Annotated in this window: 14 protein-coding genes and 1 tRNA gene; 4 read left to right on the top strand and 11 right to left on the bottom strand. The window is 63.7% G+C overall.

Annotated elements, in window-relative coordinates; genetic code table 11:
• Positions 1-1,440, bottom strand: a complete 1,440-nt coding sequence (locus MPN20_RS08775; protein ID WP_242781248.1) for a D-serine ammonia-lyase — start codon at positions 1,438-1,440, stop codon at positions 1-3.
• A 286-nt stretch (positions 1,441-1,726) separates the two neighbouring features.
• On the opposite strand from MPN20_RS08775, the gene MPN20_RS08770 reads away from it, so the two are divergent.
• On the top strand, positions 1,727-2,785 hold the full coding sequence (locus tag MPN20_RS08770; protein ID WP_242781247.1) for a siderophore-interacting protein: 1,059 nt from the start codon (positions 1,727-1,729) through the stop codon (positions 2,783-2,785).
• A gap of 242 nt (positions 2,786-3,027) precedes the next feature.
• Here MPN20_RS08770 and MPN20_RS08765 read toward each other — a convergent pair whose 3' ends face one another.
• The 4 genes from MPN20_RS08765 to MPN20_RS08750 form a co-directional block, all read right to left on the bottom strand.
• Positions 3,028-4,350, bottom strand: coding sequence for an HNH endonuclease signature motif containing protein (locus MPN20_RS08765; protein ID WP_242781246.1), 1,323 nt, complete (start codon positions 4,348-4,350; stop codon positions 3,028-3,030).
• A 926-nt stretch (positions 4,351-5,276) separates the two neighbouring features.
• Positions 5,277-6,698: an FAD-linked oxidase C-terminal domain-containing protein gene (locus tag MPN20_RS08760; protein ID WP_242781244.1), complete on the bottom strand. Its 1,422-nt coding sequence runs from the start codon at positions 6,696-6,698 to the stop codon at positions 5,277-5,279.
• 101 nt (positions 6,699-6,799) lie between these two features.
• A complete protein-coding gene (locus tag MPN20_RS08755; protein ID WP_242781242.1) occupies positions 6,800-8,167 on the bottom strand; it encodes an MFS transporter in 1,368 nt (455 codons plus the stop codon).
• A gap of 225 nt (positions 8,168-8,392) precedes the next feature.
• Positions 8,393-9,562, bottom strand: a complete 1,170-nt coding sequence (locus MPN20_RS08750) for a helix-turn-helix domain-containing protein (protein WP_242781240.1) — start codon at positions 9,560-9,562, stop codon at positions 8,393-8,395.
• A gap of 194 nt (positions 9,563-9,756) precedes the next feature.
• Between MPN20_RS08750 and MPN20_RS08745 the strand changes: the two genes are divergently transcribed.
• From MPN20_RS08745 to MPN20_RS08735, 3 genes are read left to right on the top strand one after another with little or no spacing between them, the layout of a single operon-like run.
• Complete coding sequence (locus MPN20_RS08745) at positions 9,757-11,088, top strand: MFS transporter (protein WP_242781239.1); 1,332 nt, start codon at positions 9,757-9,759, stop codon at positions 11,086-11,088.
• Positions 11,089-11,119: 31 nt separating this feature from the next.
• Entirely contained in the window at positions 11,120-12,775 is a 1,656-nt protein-coding gene (locus tag MPN20_RS08740; RefSeq protein ID WP_242781238.1) for a thiamine pyrophosphate-dependent enzyme, read from the top strand.
• 31 nt (positions 12,776-12,806) lie between these two features.
• Positions 12,807-14,084: a M20 family metallo-hydrolase gene (locus MPN20_RS08735; RefSeq protein WP_242781237.1), complete on the top strand. Its 1,278-nt coding sequence runs from the start codon at positions 12,807-12,809 to the stop codon at positions 14,082-14,084.
• Between the two features lie 67 nt (positions 14,085-14,151).
• Here the strand turns inward: MPN20_RS08735 and MPN20_RS08730 are convergent, their stop codons facing one another.
• The 6 genes from MPN20_RS08730 to MPN20_RS08705 all read right to left on the bottom strand — a co-directional run bounded on the left by MPN20_RS08730 (position 14,152) and on the right by MPN20_RS08705 (position 20,753).
• Positions 14,152-14,742, bottom strand: coding sequence for a hypothetical protein (locus MPN20_RS08730; protein ID WP_242781236.1), 591 nt, complete (start codon positions 14,740-14,742; stop codon positions 14,152-14,154).
• Positions 14,743-14,906: 164 nt separating this feature from the next.
• Positions 14,907-15,497 (bottom strand): hypothetical protein, encoded by a 591-nt coding sequence (locus tag MPN20_RS08725; RefSeq protein ID WP_242781235.1) that lies wholly within the window; start codon positions 15,495-15,497, stop codon positions 14,907-14,909.
• Between the two features lie 403 nt (positions 15,498-15,900).
• Positions 15,901-17,805, bottom strand: a complete 1,905-nt coding sequence (gene selB, locus MPN20_RS08720) for a selenocysteine-specific translation elongation factor (protein WP_242781263.1) — start codon at positions 17,803-17,805, stop codon at positions 15,901-15,903.
• A 1-nt stretch (position 17,806) separates the two neighbouring features.
• Positions 17,807-19,282: an L-seryl-tRNA(Sec) selenium transferase gene (gene selA, locus MPN20_RS08715; protein WP_242781234.1), complete on the bottom strand. Its 1,476-nt coding sequence runs from the start codon at positions 19,280-19,282 to the stop codon at positions 17,807-17,809.
• A gap of 84 nt (positions 19,283-19,366) precedes the next feature.
• A tRNA-Sec gene (locus MPN20_RS08710) sits at positions 19,367-19,461 on the bottom strand.
• A gap of 98 nt (positions 19,462-19,559) precedes the next feature.
• Entirely contained in the window at positions 19,560-20,753 is a 1,194-nt protein-coding gene (locus MPN20_RS08705; RefSeq protein ID WP_242781232.1) for a PLP-dependent transferase, read from the bottom strand.
• Between the last annotated feature and the right edge of the window lie 62 nt (positions 20,754-20,815).

Here is a 20,815-nt window from a genome sequence, read left to right as displayed (position 1 = left end):
TTACGGGCCGCAGAACAGCCTCGGCGCCTCACTCTCCGCGCCGAGCGCAGATCGCAGGTTCAGGCCCTCGGTCACATAGCGGTCGCGTTCGTCGGTCGGGACCATCGCACCTCCGGTGAGCCAGACGAGATGCTTCGTGGACGCGTCGAGCGGCCACGGAATCGCCTCTACGGATGGCTTTTCGGATGAGTCATTCGCTGGTTCAAGTGCCCGCCATGGGATGGTCAGTCCTGCGGTCGCCGAGGGTTCGACGTCGATGCCCTCAGTCTGGTGTAGAACGCCGACTCCGGCTTTGATGACATCGTCCGGCACCGAGGCGAAACCCGAGATCAGCGGGCTGATGACCGGGCCGATGAAACGGGAGGGTCGGGCCACCGCGAGTCCATCGGCGGCCGTTGCGCCGCTGAGTCCGATGTCCTGGACGGCGATCCCACTGTGCAGTCCGGTGCGCACGCCGAGGAACATGGCGGGGGCTTCGCTCGGTTCGACGAACACGCAGTGGACGTTGTCGCCGAAGATCCATTTGAGTCCGTAGGTCACTCCGCCGGGGCCGCCGCCGATGCCGCAGGGCAGGTAGACGACGAGCTGATGGTCGGCATCGACCTCCTCCCCACCGGCAGCGAACTGTTCCTTGAGACGCAGAGCCGCAACCGAATAGCCGGCGAACAAGCTGGTGGAGTCTTCGTCGTCGACGAAGTGCGTGCGTTCTGCTCCCTCGGCCGCGGCGCGTCCGGCGGTGACAGCTTCGACGAAGTCGCCTTCGTGTTCGACGACGTCGACACCATGGTCGCGCAGCTTCGCCTTCTTCCATTCGCGGGCGTCGGCGGACATGTGAACTGAGGCGGCGAAGCCGAGAGTCGCGCTGAGGATTCCGATCGACAGTCCGAGGTTGCCGGTCGAGCCGACGACGATTCGGTAGGTGCGGGCCAGGGCTCTGAACTCGTCGCTTGAGTAGGTGGCGGGGTCGTTGTGGTCGAGCCCGTGCTCGGCGGCGACCGCCTCGGCGTATTCGAGAACTTCGTGGAAGCCGCCGCGAGCTTTGATCGAACCGCTGACCGGGAGCTGGTCATCGCGTTTGAGCCACAGCCGGCCGGGCAGTTCGGCGCCAAGGCGGTCGTTGAGTTCGATCTGTGCAGCATCGGCCGGGACCAGTGGAGACTCGACGATCCCACGGGACTGTTGGACCCCGGGCGCTTGCGCTGTTTCGGGGAACTCTTTGGGGAACTCTTGAGGAAATGCCGCAGCGAACCACGGGGCGAAGCGATCGAAACGCTGTGCAGCCCGGTCCATGAGTGCGGGATCGACGGCCATGGTGCGGAAGGCCGCCTCGGTGTCGGGCAGGTTGGGGCGAAGCCACGTGGTCGGCGCCCGGTCGGCCAGCGATCGGATGATCGGGTCATCGTGGTCGATCTCAACTGTGGACTTTGGCTGCGAGGTCATGGGTTTATTCTCCTCCATGCAGTCTTGGCCGCACCGTTTTATGCAGCCTTGGCCGTTCTATGCAGTCTTGGCCGCACTGTTTCATGCAGTCTTGGCCGCACCGTCGAAGCGCTGCCGATGACTTCGCAGTTCGGTCAGCGGCTGATCACATTTCATTTAGTCAGGCTAGCCTTACCAACCTGTCGTAGACTGGTCTGTGAAAGTTCTGCCCCGACGACCGCAGTCACGTCACCCTGCCGGTCGTTCGATCGAGCTCTTCGTTGCGGCGAAGAGCAGAGGAGATCACGTGTCACGAGCACCCATCACGGCCTTCGAAGCCACCGTCATCGCCGTCGAGGACATCAGCCCTGCATTCCGCAGAGTCACCTTGGGCGGACCCGGGCTGGAAGGCTTCGGCCTCAAGGGGCATCCCCGTGACCTGCGCTTCAAACTCATCATTCCGCCTGCAGGCGCTGCCGAGCCTCAGTTCGATCTGCTGAAGTTCCTTGCCGAGCAGGAAGAAGCAGGCATCTCCTGGTATCAGGCATGGCTGCAGGTCGACCCCGAGGTGCGCGGAGCCATGCGCACTTACACCGTGCGCGAGTGGCGAGAGGCTGAAAGTGAGCTCGTCGTCGATATGGTCCTCCACACCGATGCGGCTGGACACTCGGGACCGGCAGCTCAGTGGGCGATCTCCGCCGAGGTCGGCAATTCACTCCACGTGATCGGCCCGTCGCGTCACGCCGAGGGCATCTACGGGGGGATCGAGTTCGCTCCCGGGGGCGCTCATCAGATTCTGCTCGCCGGCGACGAGACCGCAGTCCCCGCGATTGCCTCGATCCTCGACTCCATCAAGGACGACGATGTGCGAGGCAAGGCAATCCTCGAGGTCCCATCGGCAGAGGATGTCCTCGATATCACTGCTCCCGAGGGATTCGAGATCCAGTGGCTGCCGCGCGGCGATGCCGATCATGGGGAGTTGCTCGAGCCGGCGGTGCGTGAGGTCGTTCGAGCCGAGTCGAAGATCCTCGCCGAGGTGGGGGCATCGTTTGGTGCTGCAGGTTCAGGTGCCGCGGACCCTGGGGCGGGTTTGGAGGGTATGAGTGGAGCGGGCTCGGGCGCGGTTGAACTCGAGGACGTCGATATCGACGAAGTCATCCTCTGGGATGTGCCCGCCGCACTGTCTCAGGCGGCCCAAGGAAGTTCCAGCGCGACCGAGCAGGAAGCTCGTCCCTTCTACGCCTGGATCGCCGGCGAGGCCGGACCGGTCAAGTGCCTGCGCCGCTATCTCGTGCAGGAGGTCGGCGTCGACCGCCACCAGATCGCGTTCATGGGGTACTGGCGTCAGGGCAAGGCCGAAGGCTGACCACAGAACTCTGTCACGATTTACCCGCAGAACGGAGCATCTGCGCAACGATGGCGAATCCCGCACCGAAGAGGCAGAGCCCTCCTCCGATCGCCGGCGACCTGTCGACCCGTCGACCTGTCGACCCGTCGCCGCTCTGAAGCTGATTCATCGGTTCCGTGCGACAGACGCATTGTTCCCCGTAGCAGTCATACCGTTCCCTGGTGCAAACACACCATCCCCCTGTAAACAGAGGTGTGCGATCAATCATCGAAGAGTTTTTCAATGGCGTCTTGGGCAACGAACCTGGCGTGGAGTATCGGTCTTCTCGCCGGATCGATCGACGGCGGCGGCACCCATGCCGGCCGACCATCTTTGAGCATCACCGTTGACCATTCGGATCGATCCAACAGATGGTGGTGCGCCGAGCAGGTCAAAGTCATGTTGTTGACATCGGTCTTTCCTTTTTGCGCCCACTCGACAATATGGTGGGCATCGCACCATCCCGGCGGAGCATCACATCCGGGGAACGTACATCCTTGATCTCGCGCGGTCAGAACCGCAATCTGTTTCGCATTCGCGTAACGATTCTCCGTCGCGACCTGCATTGTGATTGCCTTATCGGAGATGAGATTGAAGAACACCGCGCCGTTCAGCCCGTTTCTGACGAGTTCACTGATCGGAACCGGACTCTCGTTCCCGGTTGTCCCGTATCCCGTGCCCGATGCAAGATCTTCAGCTTTCGCCGTGACCACTAATGCATATTGCGAACCGCGCGCAGTTCGCGCCATGTCGATCCGTCCAACCAAGGTGGCGAACCGTTCGTAGATCCACTCCTGCGCGCTGAGCTTGGTTCCCGTCATATCAACAAGCGTTCCGTCTTCAAGGACACCGCAATCATTCTGACTATCTCCACCAGCAGCCGTTTCGCCACCGAGTGAAGTGCCACAGTCATCGCCAGATCCAGATCCAGATCCTGTATTGCTGCCACCCTTGCCGATCTTCGTTCTCAATGTCAGAAGGCCGTTGAGCAGTCCTCCCGTGATCGGATCGAGAAGTCCGGAAATCTCCCAGTCACCGTTTTCGCGAGCGAACATATTGACTTTATATTCGCGGCGGTCCGCGGGGTCCTTCGGAGGCCTTCCATCAGGATCGACGTGGTCCAAGATGCGCTGGAAGATGACGCGCAGATCGGAGACGCGCACAGTCGGCGCATCCTTCACCAGCGTCGACTCTGCATGGTCACGGACATCCTGGCTGACCCAAGTCGGCAGCTTTTTCAAGCAGTCCTTGATGACTCTGGCCTGATCGGCGGAGAGTCTGCCCTCATTGAGAGCATCCGCGACGACTGGACAGAGCGGAGGCTGAGCCTGACCTGTGAAGTCGACTCGACCGCCGAGGTTCTTCGCCATATCTGTACGCCGATTCGCCTCACGGCTAGTGAGATTGAGTCGGTCCTGGATGAGGGCTTTCGTTGTCTTTGCCCCATAGTCAGTAGGCGTGCCAACGCGCTCACAGACCGAAAGGGCCAGGGTTGAAAGTGCTTCATTCACCCGACCCAACGCTTCCAGGCCGTCGATGAGCATGATCGCGTCATCAGGTCCCATAGGTCGGTCAAATGTGCGCAACCCATCTCTGAGCGCACCCAGGGCAGTGAGGCTGTCCGTGACTTCCGGGGCGAACCGAGTCAGATCATTCCACTCTTCTCCCGAGAGCAGCGGGTGAGGACTGGCAGAGCCACCGGTCCCCGCAGTGACTCCAGGGGCTCCAGTGACCCCAGAGGCTCCAGCGGTCACAGGGGTTCCAGTGACTCCAGAGGTTCCAGCGCCAGAATCGGCAGTTGCGTCGGACGTGACTGCGTCAGCATCTGTGCCAGCGTCAGCATCTGTGCCTGCGTCGACAGCAGAGGCTTCAGCATTTGCCGGCTCGCCCTGCGCAACCGGCGGGGCTGACAGGGCCGGCGGGGCCGGCAGGGTCGGCAGGGTCGACGGTGCTTGTGGCGCTTGCGGCTTGGACGGCTCCTGCGGCGCAGCTGGGAGAGATTGAAGCTTCCCCGCCAGAGGATGGCCGGTCATATCAGCACCGGCCTCTTGGAGCTGATCGAATAGCGAAGGGCCAGCAGAAGAGTCGGCCCGTTCTTCCCCGCCGCGCTTCTTCGCACCACGAGGACCGGGGCGTGGTTTACGCTCTTCCGGGTTCTCGGGTATGCGGTCGGGGGTGAGAGTCATGGTCCTGAAGTCCATTCGCCAACATCGTTGTTGCTCTTCCCTCAATTATACATTCATATCAACCAACTGCACCCTTTGTTTCTAATTTTGTTCGGTTATTCTTTCGTTCCTGCGCCAATAGGTGACCTAGAATCGACGTCCATCATCAACGTCCCAGGTCAGTGCACGGAACCCAAACGAGCCGCGACCTTGTGCGCTCACAAGATCGCGGCTCTCAAAGCCAATCGTCGACTGCCCCAAAGACTCCCACCATCCCAGACACCGACCCCTAGGACAGCAAAACCTCAGATCGCGCTGAGCATCTTTCCCGGGTTGAGGATTCCCAGCGGGTCGAGCGCGTTCTTCACCGCGAGCTGGATGCGCCGCGACCCCTCGTCCAGTTCATGTTGCAGCCAATCGCGCTTGAGGTAGCCGACTCCATGTTCGCCGGTGATCGTGCCGCCCAGCTCCAGGCCGATGCGCATGATTTCAGCGAAGACGCCCTCGGCCTTCGCGGTCTGATCGGCGTCGCTGGCGTCGAAGAACACCGACGGATGAGTGTTGCCGTCACCGGCGTGCGCAACAAGGGAGATCACGAGACCCGATGACTCACGAAGCTCCCCCAGCCGATCGCAGAACTCCGGCACAGCAGTTCGCGGCAGGCACACGTCGTCGAGCAGCTGCCCTCCCCCATGCGCATTCGCGAACTTCTCATACGCCGGCTGAATCATCCGCCGGGCAGCGATCAGCGCGGCCGAATCCGCCGGATCATCGGAGTACGCGACGTCGAGGGCACCGCAGCTCTCGGCAACCTCGGCGAATTTGGCCATGACCGCTTCGGAATCCGCAGGATTCTGGTCGACCTGCATGATGAGCATCGAGCCCGCATCAGCGTCGAGGCCGAAGTCGCCGAACTCATTGAGCATCTTCAGGCTCGACGAGTCGAGAAATTCGAGGATGCTCGGCACGCCGCCTGCGGCCATGAAGTCCGCGACGGTCTGGAGGCCGGTGCGCTCGTCGGGGAAGGTCGCCACAGCGGTGAACGGATCGGGCAGCGCCGGGATGAGCCGCAGGGTCGCCTCGACGACGATGCCCAGCGTGCCCTCGGAACCGATGAATAGGTGGCGCATGTCGAGGCCGGCGACACCTTTCGCTGTCTGCGGGCCCAACGTCGTCAACGTGCCATCGGCCAGAACAACCTGAAGACTGCGAACATAGTCCCTGGTCACACCGTATTTCACGCAGCACAGTCCGCCCGCGTTGGTCGCGATGTTGCCGCCGATCGACGACAGCGCGACCGATCCGGGGTCGGGCGGATAGGACAGGCCGAAGGGCGCCAGATGATCCTTGAGGTCCTGGTTGATGATGCCGGGTTGGACCGTGACGAGACGCTCCGCCTCGTTGATCGAGAGGACATCTGTCATCCGAGACACATTGAGCAGGATCGCCCCAGGTGAGCCGTTCGCACCACCCGAGATCCCCGACCTGGCACCCTGCGGAACCACAGGGATCCGATGTGCGCTGGCAAACCTCATGACCTCTTGGACGTCCCCCGCCGAGGTGGCCCTGACCAAGGCGATCGATCCTTCGTGAGGGCAGAACAGGGCCTCATCCGTGGCATGGGCGGCAATGACGTCGGGATCCGTCGTCAGGGCACCCGGGCTCAGCCTCGTCGCGAGGTCCCCGAGTTCCGCCGCACCCACTGTGACTTGGTTGTGTTCTGTCATGACATCCTTCCGAACGGAAATGTCGGGACGGTCACGACCGCCTCGGCGACTCTTCTCTCTGACTCATCTGGAGGCTTCCGGGCTATCCCGGATGCTTCCGACTATTTCGTCAGATTCGGATCCACCCTATCGGGGGCGGGTGCCGCCTTGAGGATGAGGGTGACGATTCCGGCGGCGACCATGGCGGCGCCGACGACCCACATGCCGGCGTTTTGGGTGCCGGTCAGCTCGGCGAGCCAGCCCGTGATGTAGGGGGCGAAGAAGCCCGCAGAGTTGCCCAGCGAATTGATGAGCGCGAGGCCAGCGGCAGCTCCGGCACCGGCAAGGAAGGTCTGCGGCAGGGGCCAGAACGTCGGCAGGGCTGCGCAGATGGCCATGCAGGTGATGGTCACAGCGATCATCGTGGTGAACGGCGAGCTCAGGTACAGGGCGATCGGGATGGTCACACCGCCGATGAAGAGCGGGATTGCGACGTGCCACACGCGTTCGTTGGTCTTGTCGCCGTGTCGCGACCAGAAGTACATGGCCAGCGCCCCGAAGACGTAGGGGATGGCAGTGATGAAGCCGATCTCGAGGATGGAGTATTCGACTCCGAACGTCTCCTGGAAGCCCGCGATGATCGTCGGCAGGAAGAAGCTCATCGCGTAGAGCCCGTAGACCATGCCGAAGTAGACGAACGACAGCGCCCAGACGCGCGGCTGCAGCAGGGACCGGCGCACGGGGTAGTGGAAGGTTTCGGCCTTTCCTTGGTCCTCGGCGTCCATTCGCGACTGCAGCCAGTTCCGCTCCTCAGGGGTCAGCCATTTGGCGTCACGCGGGCGGTCGGTGAGGTAGACGAGGCACATGATGCCGAGCAGGACGGCGGGCACGCCTTCGATGATGAACATGAAGCGCCAGCCGGCGAAGTTCTCGAACACCGAGTTGCCGCTCGAGATCAGCCACGAGGACAGCGGCGAACCGATGACGCTCGACAGCGGAATGGCGAGCATGAACAGTGCCGTCGCGCGGGCGCGCATGGATTCCGGGAACCAGTACGTGAGGTAGAGGATGATGCCGGGGAAGAATCCCGCCTCGGCGACTCCGAGGAGGAACCGCAGCACGTAGAGCCACCCGTGGCTGGGGACGAAGGCCATCGCGGCGGCGATGATTCCCCAACTGATGAGAATTCGAGCGAGCCAGATCCGGGCGCCGAACTTGTGCAGCGCAAGGTTCGAGGGCACCTCGAGGAGGAGGTAGCCGAAGAAGAAGATGCCGGCGGCGAACCCGAACTGGGTCGCGCTCATCGCGAGGTCCTCGTTCATCCCGCCGGGCCCGGCGATGCCGAGGTTCGTGCGGTCGAGATAGTTGATGAAGTACATCGCGATGATGAACGGGATCAACCGGACGGTGACCTTCTTCAAAGTCCGTTTCTCCATCGCGGAATCGGCGGACGACTGTCCGCCCACAGACGGGTTCACCTCGGATGACATACGATCTCCTTCGATCAGGCCGGGCCAGGATGATGGCTCCCACATTGGCTCTCAGCGCGCTACGTCGATCACATTACGTCAGCATCGCGCCGTCTTCCTAGGATTTCTTGCATTTGCACCCAAAGTTCCGAATACCGGGACTGAGGTACTGCCCTCACCGAGGTGGTGCTGACACCGATCGTGCAACCTCGGGTCTGAGTCGACCACGTTCACGCACACCGGAGTTCACGCCCACCCGACAACGAGCCGGGCCGCCTCGGCGGGGATCATCGGGTCCACCCCGGTCAGGTCAGCGAATCGGCGCAGGCGGTTGGCTACGGTATTGCGGTGGCAGAACAGCTCGGCAGCACTCGTCGCGATGCTGCCCGAGCGCAGGTAGGTGTGCACTGCCTCGACGAGGCGCTCACGTTCGGCCGCGCCACAGACGGCGAGCGCCCGTTCGACGTCGGTGACGATGGAATTTCCGGCGGCGTTGAGTGCCTGAGCTGCCAAGCGGGCCCACCCGCGTTCCCAGGTCATCGCCCCCGTTTCAGCGGGCGTAAGCAGCTGCGCCAGATCCCGTGCGGTCAGCGCTGACCTGCGCAGGAACCCGATCCCGGGCGCATTGACCAAGCCCACTCGTGCCTCGGCGAGGCGACGTTCGATCGCCTCCAAGCGCGAACCCGAGAGCTCAGACGAGCGAGCAAAGGCAATGAGAACGTCGCCGAGGTGGTGCGTGAACATGGTCCCGCCTGCCCGTTCGTAATCCGAGACGAGAACCCGCAGGGCCGAAGTGTCCTGACCACGGGCCGCCACGACGAGCAGCGGACCCTCCGGATCGAGTCCCAACGTCGAGGCGATCGTGGCCAGGCGTTCGTCCGTCGGGTTGTGATCGTCGAACAGTCCCGCGATGAGGCCCTGCCGGAGGGAGTACTCCTCCTCCCGCATCCGCTGCAGCTCCGCTGTATAGGCCTGCTGAACCTGGGAGACGTATTCGTCGACCGTGGAGAGAACGATTCCGGTGTGCCGGATGACGAGTTCCGCGTCCTCCTGCGTCGCGACCCTGGTCAGCGCCTCCCACAGAACATTGAAGTCGTGCCGGATCGCTGTCATCAGCGCCTCCAGCGGAATCCCGGCGCGGGCGCGGGAGACCCCTACCTCCGTGGACACTGCGACTGGACCATCGAAACCACCGGCGCGCAGCCCTTCGACGAGTGACCGGAAGGAGATGAGTCCGGTCCGCTTTATTTCCGAGACAGGAATCGGAGCGGGATCGTAACCGGGGACTGTAACGACTCGGGCCAAGAATCGCTCAGTGAGCTTCCCGAGATCGAGGGCGTCGAGGAGTGCGTTCCAACGCCGGCGGTCCTCCGGCAGCGGCTGATCCCTGAGCTGTCTCTCGTGTGTTGGCGCCATGGTTCTAGACTAGGCGCAGAGCACTGTGCAGATGCACAATAAAAGACCGCGAATCCGGGGCAAAAATTACTCGAAATCGTGCGATCTCACTCTGTAGTGTTCTAAGCTACCGGCTGTTTGCCCGGCCAACAGCTGATGACCGATCGTCGGCAGAATACACTCACGACCCAGTCTTGCACTCGATGGAGAGATACATGAGCCAGAACGACCCCACAGCTGCGGCGGAATATTCCGCAACGCACGAACTCAGCATCAAGGATGCCAACAAAGTCGCGCTCGGAGCCCTCCTGGGCACCGCGCTCGAGTGGTACGACTTCTTCCTCTTCAGCGCGGCTGCGGCACTGGTCTTCAACGTTCAGTACTTCACCAGCGAAAACGCCACTGCCGCGGCATTGGCGTCCTTTGCGACCTTCGGCGTCGGACTCGCTGCCCGCCCCATCGGCGGACTCATCTTCGGCCGCATCGGCGACAAGGTCGGGCGGCGCAGGGTCCTCATGGTCACCATCGTCGGTATCGGCATCGTCACAGGCCTCATCGGCATGCTCCCGACCTACGCCGCGATCGGCTTCGCAGCACCGGTACTGCTCGTGCTCCTGCGCATCCTGCAGGGCCTGTTCGTCGGTGGCGAATGGTCAGGCGCCATGACGCTCGTCGTCGAGAACGCCCCTCTGCACCTGCGCGCACGCTACGCCGCGATCCCGCAGATCGGCTCGCCCATCGGCACGATCCTCTCCTCCGGCGGCTTCTTCATCATGACCCTGGTCCTGTCCGCGGACAGCTTCAGCGCCTGGGGCTGGCGCATCCCGTTCCTCGCCGCCATCCCGCTCCTCCTCGTCGCCGTCTACATCCGCAGTCGCCTTGAAGAGTCTCCGGTCTTCCGCCAGCTCGAGGAATCCGGCGAGCTCGAGAAGAGCCCCGTGCGCACCACCTTCCGCGACAGCTGGAAGCAGATCATCGTCGGCATGGCCGCAGCCCTCCTCGGCGTCGGCGGCTTCTACCTCGTCACCGCGTTCTGCGTCTGGTACGGCGTCAACGTCCTCGGCTACGACGATTCGCTTCTGCTGCTGGGCAGCATGGTCGCCGCCGCCGTCGAGATCTTCTGCCTCATCTGGGGCGGAGCGCTTGGAACGAAATACGGGGCCAGCAAGGTCATCCTGTGGGGTGGAATCGCCTCGGCGGTGGTCGCTGTTCCTGCCTTCTTCATGTTCGCGTCCGGGAACCCGGTCCTCGTCGTCCTCGCCATGACTCTGGCGGTCGGCACACTGTCGCTGCCCTATGCCGCCTCGGGCACCGTGATGACGGGCCTGTTCCCGGCCAGCACCCGCTACACCGGTGTCGCCCTGGCACAGAACGTCGCCGGCATGCTCTCCGGATTCATTCCGTTGCTCGCCACCGGGCTCGTCGCCTCGGCGGCCAATCATTGGTGGCCGGCCGCGGCGATGCTGGTCTTCCTGTCCCTGTTCACGGCCGTCGCCGGAGCCATCGCACCGCGCCTGAGCGTCGACCTGCCCGGCTTCAAGCACTGAGCACTGCTCCACCTTCGAAAGGACCACGCACATGTCCCGCTCGGCCGGTCACCTCATCGTCAACACCCTAGAGAACGCCGGAATCGAGCGTGTCTACGCCGTTCCCGGCGAGAGCTATCTCGACGTCCTCGACGGGCTCTATGACTCTCCCATCGAGACGATTGTGTGCCGTCAGGAGGGCGGTGCCGGATTCATGGCCCTGTCCGAATCACGGCTGACAGGGCGCCCCGGAATCGCCATGGTCACGCGTGGACCGGGTGCCGCGAACGCAATGATCTCGGTCCACACGGCCTACCAGGATGCCACTGCTCTGGTCCTCTTCGTCGGCCTCGTTCCGATCGCCGATCGGGCGCGGGAATCTTTCCAGGAGTTCAGCCTCCCCGAGTGGTTCTCCTCGACCGCGAAGAAGGTCATCATCATCGATGACGAACATCGCGCCGGCGACCTGACGGCCGAGGCGCTGCGGATCGCCGCGTCCGGTCGCCCGGGTCCCGTCGTCGTCGGCCTGCCCGAGGATGTTCTCGTCCGGGTGACCGACTCACCAGCACCGACACCCGCTCCGATCGCCGAACCTCAGCCTTCGGCCATCGATCTCGAGTCGCTGACCGCGCGGATCTCGACGGCGCAGAAACCGGCGTTCGTCCTCGGCGGTGACGGATGGCACGAAGGGCACGGGGAAACCCTGGCCGAGCTGGCCGCCTCGGCGGGGATTGCGATCTTCGCCGACTGGCGTGCCTACGATGCGCTCCCCCACTCGAGCCCCGCCTGGGCCGGATGGTTGGGGTATGGCCGGGCGGATGTGATCGCCGCCGGATTCGCCGAGGCGGACCTCCTGATCTTCGTCGGCGCCACCCGATCCGATGTGGCCAGTGACGGCTATACGCGCGGCTTCGACGCCGAGACCATCGTCGTCGGCCTCGACCCCGAAGCCACCCAGCATGCCGGTCACATCGACCAGCACATTCTAGCCTCCCCACGCAGCTTCGTCACTGCACTGAACGCGTTCACCGACGCCACGCTTCGCGGCAGCCGTGATGACGCCTGGATGAGCTCCCGTGCGGATGCGCAGTCCCAGTTCTCCGCACATCGTCCCGACGCCGAGGTGGCCGGAGCGATTCCCCGCACCGGAGTCGATCTCGGGGTGGCGTTCGGGATCCTCGACGACCGCCTCGGCGGGGATGCGATCCTCACGTACGGGGCAGGCAACGCCACGATCTGGGGTCACCGTTTCATCCGGCACTGTGAGCCCGCGAGCCTCGTCGGTGCGCGCAACGGCGCGATGGGACTCGCGGTTCCCGGGGCAGTTGCTGCATCGCTGGCGTTCCCCGAGCGTCGCGCGGTCGCGGTGTGCGGGGACGGCGATTTCCTCATGAACGGACAGGAACTGGCGACGGCCTTCGCACACGGAGCCAGCCCGCTGGTCATCGTCGTCGACAACGGCGTGTACGGCACGATCGTCCAGCACCAGGTCAGTCACTACCCGGGCAGACCCTCGGGCACGCGAATGGTCAATCCCGACTTCGCAGTATGGATGTCCTCGTTCGGTGGGCACGGGGAACGGGTCGAGAAGACCGAGGATTTCGAGCCCGCCCTCGACCGTGCCCTGGCCGCAGACGGCCCGACGCTCATCCACATCCTCATCGACTCCGAGGTCATGCCCCCGGCCGCCGATGAGATCTCGGCCTGACGATTCCCCGAACTTTGACGAAGGACGACTAATGACGCAGACTCCAGCATCCTCACCAGCGACAACGCAGGCAGACCGGGACGATGAGTTCCTCGCCGATTGGTCGGTTCACTCCCGCTTCGGTGCCGTCGACGGCACCAACGGCGTGGATCGGCAGGCGGCGAGCGCGGCCGACGGCGAGCAGCGCAAATGGTTCGCAGAGCTCCTCGAGAAGCACGGGTTCAGCGTTCACCGCGATGCGATCGGCAATCAGTTCGGTCTGCTCGAACTCGTCCCCGGCGCACCATATGTGCTGACCGGTTCGCACATGGATTCGCAGCCGACGGCCGGACGCTTCGACGGTGCCTACGGTGTCATGTCCTCGGCTCATGCCTGCTTCGCCGTCGCCGATGAGCTGCGCGCAGACCCGTCGAAGGCGAAGTACAACCTTGCCGTCATCAATTGGTTCAACGAAGAGGGATCGCGTTTCAAGCCCTCCATGATGGGCAGCAATGTCTTCACCGGCAAGGCCGAGCTCGAGGCGGCACTGGATACGACCGATCCGCACGGCATCACCGTCGCCGAGGCGCTCGATGCGATCGGCGAGCGCGGTGACTTCACCGCACCAGATATCGCCGCCTATGCCGAAATCCATGTCCAGCAGGGCCGCAGCATGGAGGAGGACGGGGTCACGATCGGCCTGGTCAACGCCACGTGGGCTGCTCATAAGTTCGAGTTCCGGGTCACCGGCGAGCAGGCGCACAGCGGTTCGACGCTGATGAGCGATCGGCGCGACGCCCTCCTGGGTGCCGCCCGCCTCGTTGTGGCCGCGCGTGAGCTCGTCGACGAATTCGACGCCGGAGCCCTGCACACCGCATGCGGTGAGCTCAACGTCTACCCGAACTCTCCCGTCGTCGTCGCCAGCGAAGTCGGGCTCCTCCTCGACCTGCGCTCCCCCAGCGCCGAGGTGATCGCCGCCGCCCATCAGTCCCTCATGTCCACGGTCGCCCGGGTCAGCGAGGAGGTCGGGGTCGACATCGAGATCGTCGCCGAACACAGCTGGGACCAGAACCCGTACTCCGAGGACGGGGTCGAGCTGGCCCGCACTGTCGCGGACGACTTGGGGCTCACCTCGGCGCGGGTGATGACCGTGGCCGGCCACGATTCGACGAACATGAAGGACACGGTGCCCACCGTGATGCTCTTCGTTCCCAGCGTCGGCGGGGTCTCCCACAGCCTGCAGGAATTCACGAAGGACGAGGACCTCGTCTCCGGTCTGCATCACCTCACCGAGGTGGTCCGCCGACTCGCCGCCGGTGCGTTGGGATAGCTTCTGCAGTGCCGCAGAAGCTGCTGCGTCAGGGCGCGCATCAGCCGATTCAGAGTCTGAGATTGGCTCAGTCGATCGCGTCGACGTCCTGGTTATCGGCGACGAGCTGAGCCGCCAGGGTCTCCCATTTGTTGTACGCGTCCGGATAGGCCGAACGCTGAACGGCCTGAGCGGCTGCGCCCGGGTCCATCGTGTCCCAACCCGTGATCTGGAGGAGGCCTGGATTTGGGCACAGGGAGTTGACCCCGTAGAAGGCCTTTGATGCGTAGACCGGATCTGTCACCTGCGCCAGCGAACCCCATCCCATGGAGGGACGCTGCTGGAACAGGCCGGCGGAATCGCTGTCGCCGCCGTCGAGGTTGAGCAGGCTCGACTCCTGCAGTGCGGTCATGACGGCGATCTTCTGCGCTTTCTTCGACAGATCAGCACCCTTGCCGACGGCAATGATGGTGCGAGCATTGCCGATCTGCGTCTGGTTCAGCTGCGTGGTGTCCTGGGTGCTGGGGACCTTGCCGCCCTTGAGCGCCTTACTGGTAAATGGTGTGGCTTCTGCCGCTGGGGAGTTCGATTCGGCTGAGGCCGCAGTTGCCATCGAGACGCTTCCGACCATGACCGCAGCGGACAGCGCAGTCGCTGTAAGTGCTCGTTTGAGGTTCATCAATTCGGACTCTCCTGTTGTCGTAGACCATGGGCATGGTGAGGGCTTCTGCGTCTTCAATTCCACAGGTCAGCCTGTGCTCTCACTCACATCCCACTATCTCGAAGATGGGTGGTCGGAAAGCGGACGGGAAAAGCAGTCAGGAAGTGGCCCGAATCCGGATCTCAATCGATGTTGTGGACGTCCTGGTTGTCGTCGACGAGCTCCCCTGCCAGAGATTCCCACTTCGCGTATGCGTCGGGGTAGGCCGAAGCCTGCACTTTCTGTGCGGCCTGACCAGGGTCAATGCTCTCCCAGTTGTCGATCTGAGTGAGTCCCGGGTTGGGGCTGTCGGGATTGACTCCATAGAATGACTTCGCGGAGAAGACGGGATCCTCCACCTGCTTGAGCGATCCCCAGCTCATCGAGGGACGCTGCTGGAATGCGCCGGCTGAGTCCCGGTCCCCACCGTCGAGATTCTTCAGGCTCGACTCCTGCAGTGCGGTCATCACGGCGATCTTCTGGGCCTTCTTCGACAGGTCCGCGCCCTTGCCGACGCCGATGATGGTGCGAGCATTGTGGATCTGCTCGGAGCTGAGGTCGCCCGGACCGTTGATGCCCGTCGCCTGAGCGGCGTTCGAGCTGTGCTCGCTCGGATGGCCGGCGGACCCTGAGATCGGATCAGCCTGGGCCGAGGTCGCCGCGGCCAGGGAGAGACCCCCTGCGATGACGGCAGCGGACAGTGAGGTCACCGCAAAATTGCGCACGCTTTTCATGTGTTCTCACTTTCCTGTTGGATCTGGCGAGCAGCCCGGACGTTGTCCTGGCCAGATTCGGCACACACTTGTCTCCTGCTTTCGCCTTTCGGCACAGGGGTGTTCCGGCAATCGCCTCATTCAACTCTGTCGGAGACAGGCAGACGGTTCAATGCCGAGAACCGCATAGGTAGCTCTGTCTCGCCGTAACGAACCGGAAGGATTTCGTGAGTTTCTGCTGAGTATTCGATGAATGCTCTGCGGCACCATGCGCCGCCCGCGCCCGCCCGTGACCCGGGTCTCGGTCCGCCCATCACGTCACTCCCAGGAGCGGGCCAGTCGCCTTTCAGGCCGCCGATCTCGCGGGTTCCGTTCGATTCTGCGGTCGGGCTGTCTGTTCTGTGGTCGGGCAGTATGTTCTGCCCTACCTCACCACTTCGCGGGAGGTGTTGTCGATTCGGCGGGTCCACCCGCGACCGTCGAGGTATTCGAGAAGCGGAATGACGACGCGACGCGTGGTGCCCAGAGCCTGCCTGGCCGCACTCGTCGTGAACGGCTGCTCCAGTCCCGCAAGCAGTCGCATCGCCTGTGCGGGAGTACGTGGTGACACGACCACACCATCGCCGAGGCGCAGGAGCCGTCCAGCAGACTCGGCGACAGCAAGCTCCCGCACCCCCAAGCGGAGTTCTCGCAGGTCATCAGCCTCGGGTGCGGCGAAGGGGTTGGCCGCCAAGCGTCGCTCCACCTCGGCGACACCCGCCTCAGCAGGACCCAGATCCGCGGAATGCCCAGGCGGTCGGACCATGCCCTTGACCGTTTCGAGGCCGGCGCGAGTGATGATCTCAGAGACGAGCATCCGCACATCTGCCGACTCCGCTAGGCGTGTTTCGCCTCCGCGACTTCCGCCAGCCTTCGCCTGCGCGGCCGCCGGCAACGGCGGTTGGGAACGCTGCAGGTCTTCAGCCAGCGCCTTTTCCGACACTCCCGCGGCCATCGGCTCCGCTGACAGTTTCCTCTCGACGGTCTTCCGCGCCCGTTCGACCCACGTTTCGAGGGTCGGCCGGTGGACGAGCCATCCGCGGGTCACATCCGCAGCGCCGCCGGCCAACTCCTCGACTTCGAGCGCCAGCGAAGCGGGCAGGGCTTCGGGGACGGTGAGCCCGAACCGGAGCAGCTGTGCGCGTTCGACGGCTCCACGGCGGGCCACCTCGGCGAGGATGTCGCCCGTCTCCGGACGGCCAGCTAACTCACGACCGCGACGGGTGCCGGCACCTCGGCGGCTCAGTTCTGGCGGATCGACGTCGAGGACGACGACTCCGGCGAAGACGTTGCGGCTGCCGGGACTGCGCAGGACGATCCGGTCGGTGACCTGCAATGGCAGCGGGCGCTCGAGCGTGAGGCGTGCGTGATCAGCATCGAAGGGACGCATGTGGACGGGGACCGCCGCAGTGCCGATGTGAAGCATCAGTCCGTGAATACCCTCGTCGAGGCTCTCGCCCATCGTCCGGCGCACATCGACGGATCCGACAATGGGCCAGGCATCGGGCGTGATCAGGGCGTCGCCGCGGTGGATGTCATCGGCTGCGACATCGCGCAGATTCACGGCGACACGGGCGCTGGGGACGACCACCTCGGCGGCGGAGTTCCGGCTCTGCAGGCCGCGGACGGCAGTCGCCTCGTCCGTGGTCTCCCCGATGAGGCGCAGACGATCACCGGTGCGCAGAGTTCCGGCCGTGAGCGTGCCGGTGACGACGGTGCCGGCACCTTTGATCGTGAAGGCGCGGTCGACCCAGAGTCGCAGTCGGGCCTCGCCATCGGGAGTGGGAGCTTCGGCGGTGACCTGGTCCAACGTTGCGATGAGCGCGTCGATGCCGTCCCCGCTGGCTGCCGAGACTGTGAGCACCGGAGCATCGGCCAGGGGTGTGCCTTGCAGTTCGGCTCTGACCTGGGCTTCTGTCGCGGAAACCTGATCTGGGGCGATGTCCGCGCGAGTGATGACCACGAGACCGCGGGTGATGCCGAAGGCGGTGATCGCGTCACGGTGGTCACTCGACTGGGCCTGCCAGCCCTTGTCTGCAGCGACGACGAGGCACACGATAGGGGCCGGTCCGACGCCAGCGAGCATGTTCGCCAGGAATCTCTCATGCCCGGGGACGTCGACGAAGGCGAGTTCGCGCCCGGAGGGCAGGGTCGTCCAGGCGAAGCCCAGGTCGATCGTCAGACCCCGCTTCTTCTCCTCCGCCCAGCGGTCCGGCTCCATCCCTGTCAGCGCGTTGACCAGGGTGGACTTCCCGTGATCGACATGGCCGGCGGTGGCGACGACGTACATCTCAGGCATGGTTCGTGATGTCCGGATCATCGTCGACGCCCACTCGATTGCCACCCACTCGATTGCCACCAACTCGATTGTCGCCCACTCGATTGTCGCCGAGGTGGTTTTGCGAATTCTCGCGGGCCCGGTTCACCGCCTCGACGATTCGATCGTCATCGGCTTCGGGAACGCAGCGCAGGTCGATGAGGCATTGCCCCTGGTGAACGCGGCCGACGATGGCCGTCTCACCGAGGCGCAGGGGACGGGCGAGCCCCTCGGGCAGTTCGACGGCCCAGCCGGGAAGCGGAACTCCCGGGGCTCCTCCCCCGCCGACTCTTCCGTCGTGGGCGACAACGGTTCCGGAGACGAGATCGGCCAGACGTTCGGTGCGTTCCCTCAGTCGATCGAGGTCAATGTGCAGGGCGTCGTGGACCGGGTTTCCGGTGTGCGTCACGGTAGCTTCGATTGCGGCGAGCGTGAGCTTGTCGGTGCGCATCGCTCGTGCCAGCGGATGCTTGGCGATCGCCTCGACGGCCTCGCGGCGGCCGAAGATGAGACCTGCCTGTGGTCCGCCGAGCAGTTTGTCGCCGCTGACGATGACCACATCGGCTCCGGCGGCGAGCGCACCATCGATATCCGGTTCGTCGGGCAGGTAGGGATCCGGCTCGAAGAGTCCGCTGCCGAGGTCGGCGACGAGGGGAAGATCGTGCTGATCGGCGAGTTCACGCAGCTGCGAGATCTCGACGGCGGCAGTGAAGCCCTCAACACGGAAGTTGCTCGTATGCACCTTGAGCAGGCTCGCAGTCTGGTCGCTGATCGCCTGGGCGTAGTCAGCGAGGTGAGTGCGATTCGTCATCCCGACTTCACGTATCCGAGACCCGGTCGTGGCCATGAGGTCGGGCAGGCGGAATCCTGCACCGATCTCGATGAGTTCGCCGCGACTGACGATGATCTCGCCGGGGGCCGTTGAACTGCCGCCGCCGCTGCCGGTGGTTACACTCGTTTCACCGCTGTCAGCCGGACTGCCTCGCAGCGCGGTCACCGCAAGAAGAAGAGCGGCGGCGCCGTTGTTGACGACGAGGACATCCTCGGCGGCGGGGCAGGCACGCAGCAGTGCCTCTTTGGCGCCGGTCCCCCGCCTGCTGCGCTTGCCGGTATCCAGATCCATCTCGACGTCGACATAGCCTGCCGCGTCGACGATCGCCTGCCGAGCCGCGCCCGACAGCGGTGCGCGACCGAGGTTCGTGTGGACGATGATTCCCGTCGCGTTGATGACTGGGGTCAGGGAGGAGGCCGAATGGTTGGTCACGTTGCGGATGACGGTGGGGGCCACCTCGGCGGCGGGGATCGCACCCGAGCGCGCAGCCGTCTGAGCCTCCGAGATGATCGCGGTGATCGTCGATGAACTCAGCCGTTCACCTGCGGCGATGACCTCGGGAAGAGCGAGGAGACGATCGGTGCGGGGGATGTTCCGACGTGGGTCGACATCGGCCATGGCTGCCCTCTCCTTCACTGCCGCCGGACCCTGCTGCGGACGCGATCTCCGAATGCTCAGGCGCCGCGACGTCGACGATGCTGGTGGCGGAGGCGGACGGGAATCGAACCCGCCAGACCGAGATACTCGGTCTCACCGGTTTTGAAGACCGGGGAGCCCACCAGGACTCGGACGCCTCCACGAAGAATCCTACCGCGCCAGCTGAGGATCCTACCCTTCAGATCAGGAGTCGCACCACGCCCACTCATGGCCGATGCTGCGAAACACGGTCAGTGCTTCACGACGTGATCTGAAGTGCCGCGTCCAGATCTTCTAGGAGGTCGGACGAGTCTTCGATTCCCACGGACAGTCGGATGGTGCCGGGAAGAATTCCGAGTTGCTCACGTTGTCCTTCCGACACAGCGGAATGTGAGGTCCGACTTGGCAGGCATGCAAGCGATTCGACACTCCCCAAGCTCGAAGCTTCGTGAATGACGCTGAGGTTGGCAACCAGCTGTGCCGCACGCTCGTCGCCGCCCCTGACACGGAAGGTGACGATGGCTGCGCCCTTCAGTCCCAGCTCATCAGCGAGGCCCCTATCGGCATAAGTGCTGATCGTGGGGTGTGTAACAGCCTCCACTCCGGATTTGGATTCGAGATGATCGGCGATGATTCTGGCATTCAAGCATGCTCGCTCGGTTCTGATGACCAGGGTCTTCAAACCACGGTCAAGCAAAGCGGCGCCCTGTGGAAGAAGAGTGCTTCCCAAAACCACCGAAGTCTGACGAACAACGTCGATCGTTTCCTTTTCCCCGGAGGCCACACCCGCAGTAAGATCCGAGTGCCCGTTGAGGTATTTGGTCGCCGAATGCAGGACAACGTCGAAGCCATGCTCCAAGGGCTTGAGCATCGGCGGTGGAGTGAAGGTGGCGTCTACGACAGCCTTCACTCCCACATCGTGGGCGAGTGAGGCCAGCGCGGTGAAGTTGGCCAGGCGCAGCATCGGATTCGACAGGGATTCGACAAAGATGAGGGAAGGAGAGTCAGCGAGCTCGCGTTTCCATTCGGCCAAGTCATCCACGGCCACAAAGCGGACTGTGCGCCCGAAGTCGGAAAACTGCTGACGCAGGAATTCCGATGTCTCTCCATAGAGTTCTTTGGCAGCAACCAGGGTTCCCCCTGGCGGGACCAATGACAACAATGTCGTGGTGATTGCAGCCATGCCGGAGGAGAACAAGACCGCACTCTCAGCCCCTTCGAGGGCAGCGATCTTCTCTTCGACCGAGTCGACAGTCGGGTTTCGGTTTCGGCTGTAGTACCAAGACCTCTCTCCGCCGGTTTCTTGGATGTCACGATAGTCATCGTCGTCAAGATCGAAATTCACCGACGTATAGATCGCATCCACGATCGGCCTTGGACCGGAGCCAACAAAGCGTCGCCCCTGGGATACGGCAGTTGTCGATAATTTGAGTTGTCGTCGGAATTCTTTCATTTCTCTTCCCTACTGAAGTACGAAAATTCGCGAATGGCGATTCAGCGATTTCTACGGAGTTG

This window comes from Brevibacterium sp. ZH18 (assembly GCF_022748595.1).
GTDB lineage: Bacteria > Actinomycetota > Actinomycetes > Actinomycetales > Brevibacteriaceae > Brevibacterium.
Note: the sequence above shows the minus strand (reverse complement) of the source record. Positions and strands in the feature narration are given on the sequence as shown.

Bases quoted from the DNA above. Each gene is read 5' to 3' on its own strand.
- MPN20_RS08775 (WP_242781248.1), bottom strand. From the start codon at position 1,440: ATGACCTCGCAGCCAAAGTCCACAGTTGAGATCGACCACGATGACCCG.
- MPN20_RS08765 (WP_242781246.1), bottom strand. From the start codon at position 4,350: ATGCTCATCGACGGCCTGGAAGCGTTGGGTCGGGTGAATGAAGCACTT.
- MPN20_RS08760 (WP_242781244.1), bottom strand. From the start codon at position 6,698: ATGACAGAACACAACCAAGTCACAGTGGGTGCGGCGGAACTCGGGGAC.
- MPN20_RS08755 (WP_242781242.1), bottom strand. From the start codon at position 8,167: ATGTCATCCGAGGTGAACCCGTCTGTGGGCGGACAGTCGTCCGCCGAT.
- MPN20_RS08750 (WP_242781240.1), bottom strand. From the start codon at position 9,562: ATGGCGCCAACACACGAGAGACAGCTCAGGGATCAGCCGCTGCCGGAG.
- MPN20_RS08745 (WP_242781239.1), top strand. From the start codon at position 9,757: ATGAGCCAGAACGACCCCACAGCTGCGGCGGAATATTCCGCAACGCAC.
- MPN20_RS08740 (WP_242781238.1), top strand. From the start codon at position 11,120: ATGTCCCGCTCGGCCGGTCACCTCATCGTCAACACCCTAGAGAACGCC.
- MPN20_RS08735 (WP_242781237.1), top strand. From the start codon at position 12,807: ATGACGCAGACTCCAGCATCCTCACCAGCGACAACGCAGGCAGACCGG.
- MPN20_RS08730 (WP_242781236.1), bottom strand. From the start codon at position 14,742: ATGAACCTCAAACGAGCACTTACAGCGACTGCGCTGTCCGCTGCGGTC.
- MPN20_RS08725 (WP_242781235.1), bottom strand. From the start codon at position 15,497: ATGAAAAGCGTGCGCAATTTTGCGGTGACCTCACTGTCCGCTGCCGTC.
- selB (WP_242781263.1), bottom strand. From the start codon at position 17,805: ATGTACGTCGTCGCCACCGCCGGCCATGTCGATCACGGGAAGTCCACC.
- selA (WP_242781234.1), bottom strand. From the start codon at position 19,282: ATGGCCGATGTCGACCCACGTCGGAACATCCCCCGCACCGATCGTCTC.
- MPN20_RS08705 (WP_242781232.1), bottom strand. From the start codon at position 20,753: ATGAAAGAATTCCGACGACAACTCAAATTATCGACAACTGCCGTATCC.